Genomic DNA, 12,619 nt, shown 5'->3' with positions numbered 1-12,619 from the left:
CGCAGCTAGCAAGCAGAGACTCTGCTTAGCCAGGATGGCTCTCTGCGGTAATCGAGGACATATTGGCATCTCCCAGATGATGAGCACAGATGCCCCCTCTTGCGCCTTGGGCATGTACCGTATGCAGCCCCTTGAGGGACGTCTGCAATGCACAGGGTTACTGTTGGCATATAGGAATATGCATGTTAGATAAGCGGCGTTATTGGATGAACAACGCATCCAGTTTGATGGCATATATAATATAACCAGGAAGCCCATCCTGTTTGGTCAACGCTTTATATTGCTTCGAGAAGAAGCAGACGGACTCTGATCCAGAGAAATGAAAAAAGGGCCCGTAGGCCCTTCGTCAATCAACAAGATTAGCTGTTATCAGCCGCCAAACAGATGGTGACTGATAAGGAACAGACCGCCCGAGAGCAACATGGTCAGCGGCAAGGTCAGCACCCAGGCCATCAATATGGTCTTGATGGTCTGGCTCTGCAGGCCAGATTTGTTCGCTACCATGGTCCCCGCTACCGCAGAAGAGAGGATATGGGTGGTGGACACAGGCATACCGGTCAAACTGGCAACACCGATGGAAGCTGCCGCAGTGATCTGGGCGGCAATGCCCTGGCTGTATGTCATGCCGGTGGCGCCTATCTTCTCACCCACTGTGTAGACGATACGACGCCAGCCTACCATGGTGCCACAACCCAGCGCCAAGGCGATGGAGACGATGACCCAGGTCGGTGCATATTCAGCAGTCGCTGTCAGATCCTTGCGCCATTTGGCAAGGTCAGTCAGCTCTTTGGCCGGCAGCGGCAGCTTGGACACCTTGCGGGCTGTGTCGTCAATGCACAGCAGCAGGCGACGCACTTCCCGACGATTGGTCAGGTCCATCTCTTCATAGGTGCGCACAGCGCCCAGACGGGCATCCAGGGTTGCCATGTTTTGCAGCGTAGCGTCCGCAGAGCAATGGGTCATCAGCTCTTCCTGGGCCTGGGCGGGCACCTTGAAGTCCACGACCTGAGACACCAGCTCGTGGTTGCGCTGATAGATCTCCATGATGCGCTGGTTGGCATCCTGGGTGCGATCCAGCTCGTAGGAACGGCTGTTCATGTCCAGTGCAAAATAGGCGGGGGCCATGCAGATCAACACCAGCATCACCAGACCAATGCCCTTCTGACCATCGTTGGAGCCGTGCACGAAGCTTACCCCCATGGCAGAAGCCACCAGGGTGAGGCGCGCCCAGAACGGCGGATGCTTCTTGCCATCCACCAGCAACCGCTCTTCCGGAGTCTTGTGGATTTTGCTGCCCAGCCAGACTCGCTTCATGGCAAACAGCAACAGGGCGGCAACGATGAAGCCCACGGTCGGCGAGATGATCAGGGAAAGCATGATGTCGATCGCTTTGGCGACGTTGATGCCCTGAGTCAGCGGCTGATGGTTGAGCCAGGCATAGGCACCGCCTACCCCCAGAATGGAACCGATCAGTGTGTGAGAACTGGAGGCCGGAATGCCCAGGAACCAGGTCCCCAGATTCCAGACAATGGCGGAAAACAGCAGGGAGAACACCATGATCAAACCCTGGGTGGAATCCATGCCCAACAGCAAATCAATCGGCAGCAAATGGACAATGGCATAGGCCACGCCCAGACCGCCGAACATGACGCCAAAAAAGTTGAAGATCCCGGATGCGACTACCGCCAGGTGAGCCGGCATCGCTTTGGTGTAGATAACCGTTGCTACCGCGTTGGCGGTATCGTGAAAGCCATTGATGAATTCATAGGCAAGCACAAAAAAAACGGCCAATACCAAACCGATTGACCACCACAAACCCAAACCACTAAACATTTCAAACATAAAAAACGAACCTGTTTATGAGTTGCGGCGGATTATGCCAGAAGGCTGGCGGTGCCATACCCGTTGTTGAAATATTTCAGTAAGAAAAAAAAAGGGCATTCAGTAGGGAAATAGCTTAGAGCCAGTCACGACGAGGCTTGTCGTTGATTAATTAAACAAACTTGAGCTGACAAAAACAGTCCCCAAATGGGGACAATTCATCACATTCTTGCAGCGCAAGACAGATTTTCTATCGGTTCCAACGTCAATTTTCGGCCGACCGACACCTGATAATGGAGACATAAGGGCAAGCAATCAGCCCGCTCCCCTGCCCCAACCACTTGGGTCTCCTGCACGCTGGCACTGGGCACAATGGCAAGCCCAACAGTAAGGGGCGCCATGGGCGCCCCTTTCAACACTCAGCAAGTGGATCACATCAGGGGATATCAATCCTGGTTGATGCGGCTGGCAACGGCGCCCTGCTGGCTCTTGTACTTGGCGTTTTCCCGCTTGTTGTAAGGGCGGGCGGCTGGGCCGGAAAGCATCTCGAAGTTCAAGGCACCGATCTTCATCTTGGGGCGTAGCGCCAGCGGCAGTTTGCCACCGTTGTAGAACTCCAGCACAATGCGGCCAGACCAGCCCGGATCGATCCTGTGCGCGGTGACGTGCACCATCAGACCGAGACGGGCCAGGGAGGAGCGGCCATCCAGCCAGCCGACAATATCCGCAGGCAAGGTGACGGATTCATAAGTCACCGCCAGCGCCAGCTGACCCGGGTGCAGATAAAAGGCTTCGCCATCCGGGATGTGGATCTCGTCGCTCATCACCCGATCGATGGCATCGGCCATCTCGCTGTTCGGGCCGCTCAAGTCAATATAGGGAGCGGTATGATCGCGAAATACCCGAAACTCGTTGCCCAGCAGCACATCGACGCTGACGCCGCTGATCCGCTCAACACCGGGCCTTGGCTCAATGACGATCTTGCCCTCATCCAGATGACGTTCAATATCGGTATCACAAAGACGCATTGGGCGACTCTCCTGACAAAATGTTCATTTAAAAAAGCCGGGCATCACCCGGCTTGTTTCATCTTAACCAATCAACATGTGGCGAATGCGCGCCTTGAGCATGTCGATGGCGATGCGGTTCTTGCCACCGCGGGGCACGATCACGTCCGCGTACTGCTTGGAAGGCTCGATAAACTGCAAAAACATGGGGCGCACGGTTTTCTGATACTGCTTGAGTACGGAATCCATGGTACGACCACGCTCCTGTACGTCACGCACCAAACGGCGCAGCAGACAGATATCCAGCGGGGTATCCATGAAGATGGAGGCATCCATCAGATCCCGCAAGCGACTGTCGGTCAGCAGCAGGATCCCTTCCAGAATGATCACCCGACGCGGGGCGAACGGTGTCACCTCGTTCATGCGGGTGTGCTCTGTATAAGAGTACTGGGGGATATTGACCGCATCCCCTTTCACCAACTGGCTCAGATGCTGCACCAGCAGATCGTGATCCAGGGCATTGGGGTGGTCATAGTTGGTTTTGACCCGCTCTTCCATGGTCAGGTGGGTCTGATCACGGTAGTAGCAATCTTCGGTGATCACACCAATCTGACCTGCGCCCAGTTCGGCCACCAGCTCTTCATAAATGGTTTGAGCGATAAGACTCTTGCCAGACGCGGATGCGCCAGCAATACCGATGATCACACACGAATGTTGAGTATCAGACATTGAAAATACCTAAAGAGAAGAGCAGTGGGGATTGTTTAAACCGATCCATTATATAAAAAAGGGTGAGCCATGCCCACCCTCAAATCCACCTCAAACATCCGACAGCCGATTATTCATCCAGCGCCATGGTATAGAGAGGGGTCGCAATCGGTTTACCGCTGAAATAGAGTTCAGCTCCCACCCGACGAGCCAGCTTCAGATAGGCCTGGGCCAGGCTTCCTTCCGGTGCCCCGAACACGGTTGGGCAGCCATCATCCATGTGTTGGCGGATATCAATGTGCAGCGGCAGCTGACCCAGCAGCGCCACTTGATACTGCTCTGCCATCTTCTGGCCGCCACCTGTCCCGAACAAGGACTCGTGATGACCGCAGGCACTGCAGACGTGATAGCTCATGTTTTCTATGATGCCGAGCACGGGCACATTGACCTTGTTGAACATGGCAACCCCCTTGCGGGCATCGGCCAGCGCCACATCTTGCGGCGTAGTGACGATCACGGCGGCTGACGTGGGTACCTGCTGGGCCATGGTGAGTTGTATGTCCCCCGTGCCTGGCGGCATGTCCACCACCAGATAGTCCACCTCGCCCCAACGGGTCTCATGGAGGATCTGGGCCAGCGCCTTGCTCGCCATGGGGCCGCGCCAGATGGTGGCATCCTGCTCGGCCACCAGATAACCAATGCTGTTGCTCTTGAGGCCACAGGCGATCACCGGCTCCATCAACTTGCCGTCAAGGCTGCTGGGACGCTCCTTGAGGGTACCCATCATGGTCGGAATGGAGGGGCCATAGATGTCTGCATCCAGAATGGCGACCCGCGCCCCCTCTTTTTGCAGCGCCAGCGCCAGGTTGACGGCGGTGGTGGACTTGCCGACCCCGCCCTTGCCGGAGGCGACCACCAGGATGTTGCGAATGCCCTGCACCGCGGCCAGCCCTTGCGCCCGCGGCATGCTGGCCACCTCGATGTCACAGGTCCAGTCGATGCGGGTCGCACCGGTAGCGGTACGCAGGCGAGCATCGAACTCCTGCTTGATCTGCTCAAACAGGGAACATCCGGCAAAGGGCAACACCAGTTTGATGACCAGGCCTTGCCCTTGCTGCTCTATGCTGCGCGCAAACCCGGCCGCAACCAGATCCTTGTCCCACCCTGTCGGCTTAAATTCGGCCAGGATCTGTTTTACTGAATCAATCACCAGTAACTCCTCATTATCTTGTCATTATCTTGAGGTGAACTGTTACCGCACACAAATCAGTGGCTTGCCTGCTTGCCAACCAGCGCGAGCACCAGGGCGGACAGCGCCGCCACCCTAGGCAGGCGACCCCCAATTCGGGTAACATGCACGGCACTGTATCATCCCAACAAGCACATCAAGAACGACTATATGGCAACTGATCCTCGTACAATGCTGGTAACCTGCGCCCTCCCCTACGCCAATGGCTCCATCCATCTTGGCCACATGCTGGAACACATCCAGGCCGATATCTGGGTTCGTTATCAGCGAATGCGTGGCCATCAGGTGCACTTCATCTGTGCCGATGATGCCCATGGCACCCCCATCATGCTCAAGGCGCAACAGATGGGGATCACCCCGGAAGAGATGATCGCGGCTGTCTCCAAAGAGCACCAGACCGACTTCGCCGGTTTCAATATCAGCTTCGACAACTATCACTCCACCCACAGCGATGAGAACCGCGAACTGGCGGAGCTGATCTACGGCCGTCTGAAAGACGGTGGCTTTATCAAGGGCCGCACCATCACTCAGCTGTTCGATCCGGAAAAATCCATGTTCCTGCCGGACCGCTTCGTCAAGGGCACCTGCCCCAAGTGCAAGTCTCCGGAGCAATACGGCGACAACTGCGACAGCTGCGGTGCCACCTACAGCCCGACCGAGCTCATCGATCCGAAATCCGCCGTCTCCGGTGCGACCCCGGTGATGAAGGACTCCGAACACTTCTTCTTCGACCTGCCGCAGTTTGAAACCTGGCTGGCCGGCTGGGTACGCGGCTCCGGCGCCATTCAGGAAGAGATGGCCAACAAGATGCAGGAGTGGTTCGAGAGCGGCCTGCAGCAGTGGGACATCACCCGCGACGCCCCCTATTTCGGTTTCGAAATCCCGGGCGCACCCGGCAAGTACTTCTACGTCTGGCTGGATGCTCCCATCGGCTATATGGCGTCGTTCAAGAACCTGTGCAACAAGCGCGGCGATATCGACTTTGACAGCTACTGGAAGGCGGACTCCGAGGCCGAGCTCTATCACTTCATCGGCAAAGACATCGCCTACTTCCACTGCCTGTTTTGGCCATCCATGCTGGAAGGGGCGGGTTTCCGCAAGCCGACCAAGGTCAACGTACACGGCTATGTGACCGTCAACGGTGCCAAGATGTCCAAGTCCAAGGGCACCTTCATCAAGGCCTCCACCTACCTGAACCACCTGGATCCGGAGTGCCTGCGTTACTACTACGCCGCCAAGCTCAACAGCCGCATCGACGATCTGGACTTGAACCTGGATGACTTCGTGGCCCGCGTCAACGCCGACGTGGTCAACAAGCTGGTCAACCTCGCCTCCCGCAATGCCGGCTTCATCGCCAAGCGTTTCGACGGCAAGCTGGCCGCTACCTGTGCCGAGCCCGAGCTCTATGCCGAGTTCACCAACGCCAGCGCCTCCATCAGCGAGGCCTATGAAGCGCGCGAATTCAGCCGCGCCATCCGTGAGATCATGGCGCTGGCCGACAAGGCCAACCGCTATGTGGACGAGAAGGCGCCCTGGGTGCTGGCCAAGCAGGAAGGCGCAGACGCCGAGCTGCAGGCGGTCTGCTCCGTGGGCATCAACCTGTTCCGCGTGCTGATGGCCTACCTCAAGCCGGTCATGCCGCTGCTGGCCGAGCGCGCCGAAACCTTCCTGGGTGAGACCCTCACCTGGGATGGCGTCGCCCTGCCGCTAACCAACCATCAGCTGACCCCCTTCAAGGCACTGTTCTCCCGCATCGAGCCTGCCAAGATTGAAGCCATGATCGAGGCCTCCAAGGAAGATCTGGCCAAGGAGCAGGCACCGAAAGTGACAGGCCCGCTGGCAGATGACCCCATAAGCCCAACCATCTCCTATGAGGATTTCGCCAAGCTTGATCTGCGCGTGGCGCTGATCAAAAAGGCGGAAGCGGTACCGGAAGCGGACAAGCTGCTCAAGTTGCAACTGGATCTGGGCGGTGAAACCCGTCAGGTCTTCGCCGGCATCAAGTCCGCCTACAACCCGGAAGATCTGGAAGGCAAGCTGACCGTGATGGTGGCCAACCTGGCGCCGCGCAAAATGCGCTTTGGCATGTCCGAAGGCATGGTGCTGGCCGCAGGCCCGGGCGGCAAGGACCTCTGGATCCTGGAGCCGCAGGAAGGCGCCCAGCCAGGCATGCGCGTCAAGTAACCACGCTTGATGCCCCCCATGAGAAGAGAGGCCATCTGGCCTCTCTTTTTTATGCCATTTTCCCACAGCATGGGCAGACTCGCCCCCTATCCCCCACACATAGGCGGTTGTTGCTGCGGCACAATTTGCCTAGACTGCCTTTTCACCAAGGGGCGCACATGGGCCCGTCACTCATCAGACAAGGAGCAAACATGATCACCTTATACGGAACCCCGGTCAGCCGGGCACTGCGCATATCCTGGTTACTGGAAGAGTTGGGCGTGGCGTGGCAATTTCAGTTTCTCGACTTCGCCAAGGGCGAGAATCGCAGTGAGTGGTTTCTGGCGCTGAACCCGAGCGGCAAGATGCCGGTGCTCAAAGATGGGGATTTCGTACTGACCGAATCCGCCGCCATCATGCAGTACCTGGCCGAAGTCTATGGCTCGGATTGGCTGCCAGCCAGAGGGACGCAGGCATCGGCGTTGCATGCCCAGTGGGTCAGCTTCATTACCTGTGAGCTGGAGCAACCCTTGTGGACCATCGGCAAGCACAAGTTTGCCCTGCCGGAACCCCAGCGCCTGCCAGCCATCTTCCCCACCGCCAAGTGGGAGTTTGACAAGGCGGCGGCCATCGCCGAGTCCTGGGTGCCCGAGCAGGGCTACCTGCTGGGGGAGCAGATCACCATAGCGGATCTGCTGCTGGCCCATACCCTGATGTGGGCAACCCGCTTCGAGCAGACCATTCCCCCCAAGCTGACCGCCTATCGGGATCGCCTGGCCAAACGCCCTGCGCTGCAAGCCGTGCTGGCCAAGACCCAGGCCATCGCCGACGCCGCCCAGGCCAGCTGACGCCAACATAGGCAAACGGGAGCCCCGATGGCTCCCGTTTTTATGCGTGGCATGGCGGTTTCCCTCCGCTCAATTGGTGTGAAATCCCCCCTTCTGTGGTGGCGGCGCCTCTTCATACTCCATCCGGGTCACCTCGGCGGTGCGCGGGCCTCGCTCCAGCCAGCCCAGCATCATCTGCACCCCCTGCTCAGGCCCGCAGATCAGGATCTCAACCGACCCGTCTTCCAGGTTGTAGGCGTAGCCACGCAGTCCCAGTTGCAACGCCCGCTCACGGGTAAAGTAGCGAAATCCCACCCCTTGCACCTGACCCCAGACGTGCACGACAAACGATTGCTCTCCCATTTCTCACACCTTTCCCTTAAGAAATTTCTCTCCAAGGCGATAATGAGCGCGACACTCTCTTCCCCCTTGCAGGACGCAATACCATTATGAAAGAAGTAAAATTCCGGTGGGTTGACCGCTATCTCATTCATCTCACGATCAGTGAAAAATTTCTCATTACCTTCTGGTGCCCTCTGCTGTTTATCGCCTTCCTCACCTGGTATCTGCTGGCTGACAGCCATAGTCAGCAAATACAAATGCGGCTGAGCCAGTTGCAACTGAGGGTCGACACCAGCGCCCAGCTGGTGAGCCAGCAACCGACCCTCACTCTGCCTGCGGATCTCACCCTGAGTCCGACCGGCAGTGTCGGCCTGACCCAACAGGGAGACAACTACCGCTTCAGTGCCAGCGCAGGCCAGGCTGGCTTCGTGACCGGCAGCCTGGATGCCGGTCGCTACTCCATGTGGGACGGACAGGGCACCACCCTCACCATCATCGCCGTGCTGGCGGCCTTGCTGGCCCTCATCACCCACTACCTGATGACCTTTGTCTCCGGCGCCCTCTACTCCACCAACAAGGCGTTGCAGACAGTGGCTGACGGGGATCTCACCTTCCGTCTCAACTTCTTCCCGGTGCGGGACGAGTTCTCCATCCTGGCGGGCAGCATAGACAGATTCACCGACCGCCAGCACAAGATAGTGCAGCTGGTGGAAGAGTCTGCCGAGGCACTTACCATGGCCGCCGACGAGTTTCGTGACCACGCCAGCGAAGGAGAAACCATGGCCCGCTCCCAGCGCCAGCACATGGACTCCCTGGCCGCCGCCATGGAGCAGATGTCGGCCGCCATCCGGGAAGTGGCGCGCAATGCCAACGACACTCTGCAACAGACCCGCCAATCGAGCGAAGAGGCGGCCAACGGCGCCGCCCGGGTATCGCGTACCATAGCCGCCATCCGCACCCTGGCCGACGAGATAGGCAACGCTTCCGGCGCGGTGGAACGACTGACCCACAACGCCAATCGCATCAACGAGGTGGTCAACGTCATCAATGCCATCTCCCAGCAGACCAATCTGCTGGCCCTCAACGCCGCCATCGAGGCGGCCCGCGCGGGTGAGCAGGGACGCGGCTTTGCGGTGGTGGCGGACGAGGTGCGCACCCTCGCCAGTCGCACCCAGCAAGCCACTGTGGAGATCCAGCAGATGATCGAAGAGCTGCAGGCCGGCACCGGCGCCCTCAATGACATCATGGAGAAGACAGTCGGCCGCGCCGCCAGCAGCCAGGCGCTGATCAGCGAGGTGGGGCTCGACATCGACAAGCTCAGCAACCACAGCGATGCCGTGCTGGAAATGAGCACCCAGATAGCCACCTCCAGCGAGGAGCAGAGCTCGGTCGCCGGGGAGATCACCCGCAACCTGGACCAGGTGCGCCACGAAGCGGGTCAGGTGGAGGAATCCGCCAGCGCCGCTGTGGCCGGCACTGCCGGTCTCAAAGGCACGGCAACCGAGCTGGCCCAGGCATTGAAGGGGCTCAAGATCTGATCTGAAGCGGATGCCAGATCAGACAAGCCAGGCTCTCTTGCCAAGGTTGTTTGAGTTTTACCAGCGGGCCACATAGAATGTGGCCCCTTTTCTTTTTACCATCGGCAAACACCCATGAGCGTTTTCATCTATCTCGTCAAAGGCCGCGAAAAATCCCTGCTGCGCCGTCACCCCTGGATCTTCTCCAAGGGGATTGAGCGGGTTGAAGGCAATCCTGTTGACGGCGATACCGTCGAGATCTACGCCAACGATGGCCGGTGGCTCGCCCGTGGTGCCTGGTCAGGCAGCTCCCAGATCCGTGCCCGGGTCTGGACCTTCGATAAAGAGGAGACAGTCGATCTCGACTTCTTCCTGCGTCGCCTCAAATATGCCCAGGAGTCCCGCGATCCGCTGATCAAGCGTCAGGGCCTCACCGGCTATCGCCTGTGCGCCGCCGAATCCGACGGTCTGCCGGGTCTGACCATAGACCGTTATGCCGATTTCCTGGTGTGCCAGATCCTCTCCGCCGGTGCCGAGTTCCAACGCGAGCTGATAACGCAAGCGCTGCGCACTCTCTACCCCGAGTGCAGCATCTATGAGCGCTCCGATGTGGCAGTGCGCAAGAAGGAAGGTCTGAAAGAGCGTACCGGCGTCATCCATGGCGAGACTCCGACCGAGCCGGTGGTGATCGAAGAGAACGGCGTGAAGATCCTGGTGGATATCCGCAACGGCCACAAAACCGGTTTCTATCTGGATCAGCGTGACAACCGTCAGGCGGCAGCCAAGTACACCGAAGGCAAGCGGGTGCTTAACTGCTTCAGCTATACCGGTGGTTTTGGCGTTTATGCCCTCAAGGGCGGCGCCAAAGAGTTGGTCAACGTCGATCTCTCCCAGAATGCGCTGGATATCGCCCGCCAGAATGCCGAGCTGAACGGTCTGGATACCAGCAACACCCAGTTTATCCGTCACGATGTGTTCAAGCTGCTGCGTGAATATCGCGAGAAGGGCGAGAAGTTCGACGTCATCGTGCTGGATCCGCCCAAGTTCGCCGAGAGCAAGGCCCAGCTGCTGGGTGCCTGCCGCGGCTACAAGGACATCAACATGCTGGCGTTCCAGCTGTTGGCGCCGGGTGGCGTGCTGCTGACCTACTCCTGCTCCGGCCTGATGGAGCAGAGCCTGTTCCAGAAGATCGTTGCCGATGCGGCGCTCGATGCCGGTCGCGATGCCCAGATCCTGGAGCTGTTGTCACAAGCCTCCGATCACCCCATTGGCACCGCCTATCCGGAAGGCTTCTATCTCAAAGGGCTGGTGGTTCGCGCCCGCTGATCGTCAATACCCGTTCCCTTTGATCAAACAGGCCCGCATTGCGGGCCTGATTTTTAGGCATCGCTGCGTATAATGCCCGAGCCAGACGCGGCTCCCTTGCCCCCCTCATTCTTCTTCCGCCTGTTATCTTTCCCTGTCTTTATTTCACTGCTTGAACTGTTGTTGTACACAATCCGTGCACACTTTATGACTTTAATCACACCCGTATGACTCTCTTTTGGGTAGTGTGATCCCGCCTGTGACCAGCATGAGTCAAGGCTGCGGAGTCATCAGGTTTGATGCCCCTGCACAACAACAAAATCGATGTCAGGCCAAGCTGAACATCGCAAGGGATACCATCATGAATCAATCATTGCCGCTGTTGACGCCGCTGCGGGGCATCGCGGCCCTGATGGTGGTGCTGTTCCATGCCCGATTGCTGCTCTTTCCCCAGTGGATGGAGTCGATCGCAGGCCACACCCAACTCATCGAGAACGGCTACCTCTGGGTCGATCTCTTCTTTATTTTGAGCGGCCTGGTGCTGGCCCACGTCTACGGGGAGGCATTCAGCCACAGGCCCCGCACCATCGGCTATGGACGCTTCCTCTGGCTGCGGCTGACCCGGGTCTACCCCCTCTACCTTGTCACCCTGGTGCTGCTGGTTGGCTGGGAGCTTTACAAGGCGCAGCATGGGATTGGCTTCTATGCAGGCCCCCTGTTCAAGATGTGGGAGTGGGAGGGGATGCCGCCCTTCGGCTCCCCCTTCACCCCGGCTGATGCGCTGCCAAGCGCCTTCCTGCTGCTGCAGGTGGTAACCGATCACGGGCTGACCTGGAACTTCGCCGCCTGGTCCCTCAGCGTGGAGTGGATAAGCTACCTGCTGTTCCCGCTGCTGATCCCGCTCGCCGTGACCCGCAGTCGCTGGGGCCATCTCGCGCCGCTGCTGGCGCTGACGGTGCTGGCTTATATCGTGCACAGCCGGGGCACCCTGGATGTCACCAGCGGGACGCTGGCGGTGGGACGCGGGGTGAGTGAATTCGTGCTCGGACTCTGGCTGCTGCCCAGAGTCAAGGCCGCGCGACGCTTGCCCATGATGCAACGGGATCTGCCGTTGCTGCTCGCCTTTCTCCTGCCCTTCGTGCTGATGCAGTTCACCATGACGCCGCAGCTGACCCTGTTGCTGATCGGTGCCTACGTGTTGCTGATCTGGATTGCCGCCGCTCAGGGGGAGCGCCAGAGCCCGCTGCTGCGCCTGCTGGACAACCGCCTCACCAACTGGCTGGGAGATCTCTCCTACTCCATCTACCTGCTGCACGCGCTGGTGCTGCTCACCGGCTGCGAGCTCATCCACTATCTGGCGCCGGGGCTAACCGAGTGGTGGTATGCCCAGACCAGCCCGCTGCTGGGGGTGGTGGCGACCCTGTTGATGCTGGCAGTGCTGATCGGCCTCTCTTCTTTAAGCTACAACCTGCTGGAGCGGCCACTGCAACGGCGTCTGCGCCGCCTTGGCAAGTCGCGGCAACCGGCGGCGATGGAGCGAGTCAGTTAAACAAGCAGTGACCAAGCCTGGATAACCTATCGGTCAGCGTCTCCAGGTTTGCTCAGGCGGCTCGGATGCTAGCTAAAACCGATGCTGTTGTGCATGGAACCATGGTTACCAGCACCCTGCCCGTCAATCCT

Annotated in this window: 10 protein-coding genes; 5 read left to right on the top strand and 5 right to left on the bottom strand. The window is 58.8% G+C overall.

The annotated features are described in order from the left end of the window. Positions 1-369 precede the first annotated feature (369 nt). From GWQ29_RS11360 to apbC, 4 genes are all read right to left on the bottom strand, one after another. Positions 370-1,842, bottom strand: coding sequence for an inorganic phosphate transporter (locus GWQ29_RS11360; protein ID WP_042467361.1), 1,473 nt, complete (start codon positions 1,840-1,842; stop codon positions 370-372). A 425-nt stretch (positions 1,843-2,267) separates the two neighbouring features. Further along, positions 2,268-2,849, bottom strand: a complete 582-nt coding sequence (gene dcd / locus GWQ29_RS11355) for a dCTP deaminase (RefSeq protein WP_005311470.1) — start codon at positions 2,847-2,849, stop codon at positions 2,268-2,270. 63 nt (positions 2,850-2,912) lie between these two features. Continuing rightward, a complete protein-coding gene (udk, locus tag GWQ29_RS11350; RefSeq protein ID WP_021138915.1) occupies positions 2,913-3,557 on the bottom strand; it encodes a uridine kinase in 645 nt (214 codons plus the stop codon). Between the two features lie 109 nt (positions 3,558-3,666). Continuing rightward, positions 3,667-4,749, bottom strand: coding sequence for an iron-sulfur cluster carrier protein ApbC (gene apbC / locus GWQ29_RS11345; protein WP_087755727.1), 1,083 nt, complete (start codon positions 4,747-4,749; stop codon positions 3,667-3,669). A gap of 186 nt (positions 4,750-4,935) precedes the next feature. Between apbC and metG the strand changes: the two genes are divergently transcribed. After that, positions 4,936-6,969: a methionine--tRNA ligase gene (metG, locus tag GWQ29_RS11340; protein ID WP_275919457.1), complete on the top strand. Its 2,034-nt coding sequence runs from the start codon at positions 4,936-4,938 to the stop codon at positions 6,967-6,969. 191 nt (positions 6,970-7,160) lie between these two features. After that, a complete protein-coding gene (locus GWQ29_RS11335; RefSeq protein ID WP_021138918.1) occupies positions 7,161-7,796 on the top strand; it encodes a glutathione S-transferase family protein in 636 nt (211 codons plus the stop codon). Positions 7,797-7,865: 69 nt separating this feature from the next. On the opposite strand, the gene yccX is transcribed toward GWQ29_RS11335, so the two are convergent. Continuing rightward, a complete protein-coding gene (gene yccX, locus GWQ29_RS11330) occupies positions 7,866-8,138 on the bottom strand; it encodes an acylphosphatase (RefSeq protein ID WP_275919456.1) in 273 nt (90 codons plus the stop codon). An 86-nt stretch (positions 8,139-8,224) separates the two neighbouring features. Here yccX and GWQ29_RS11325 point away from each other — a divergent pair, with 86 nt between their 5' ends. From GWQ29_RS11325 to GWQ29_RS11315, 3 genes are all read left to right on the top strand, one after another. Beyond that, on the top strand, positions 8,225-9,655 hold the full coding sequence (locus GWQ29_RS11325) for a methyl-accepting chemotaxis protein (protein ID WP_275919455.1): 1,431 nt from the start codon (positions 8,225-8,227) through the stop codon (positions 9,653-9,655). Between the two features lie 114 nt (positions 9,656-9,769). Continuing rightward, positions 9,770-10,960, top strand: a complete 1,191-nt coding sequence (locus GWQ29_RS11320; RefSeq protein ID WP_271774947.1) for a class I SAM-dependent methyltransferase — start codon at positions 9,770-9,772, stop codon at positions 10,958-10,960. 340 nt (positions 10,961-11,300) lie between these two features. Continuing rightward, complete coding sequence (locus tag GWQ29_RS11315; RefSeq protein WP_275919454.1) at positions 11,301-12,488, top strand: acyltransferase; 1,188 nt, start codon at positions 11,301-11,303, stop codon at positions 12,486-12,488. Positions 12,489-12,619: the final 131 nt, after the last annotated feature.

It is taken from the genome of Aeromonas sp. 2HA2 (assembly GCF_029237345.1).
GTDB classification, from domain to species: Bacteria; Pseudomonadota; Gammaproteobacteria; order Enterobacterales; family Aeromonadaceae; genus Aeromonas; species Aeromonas salmonicida.
The sequence above is the reverse complement of the archived record's forward strand: the minus strand, read 5'-3'. Positions and strand labels throughout refer to the sequence as shown.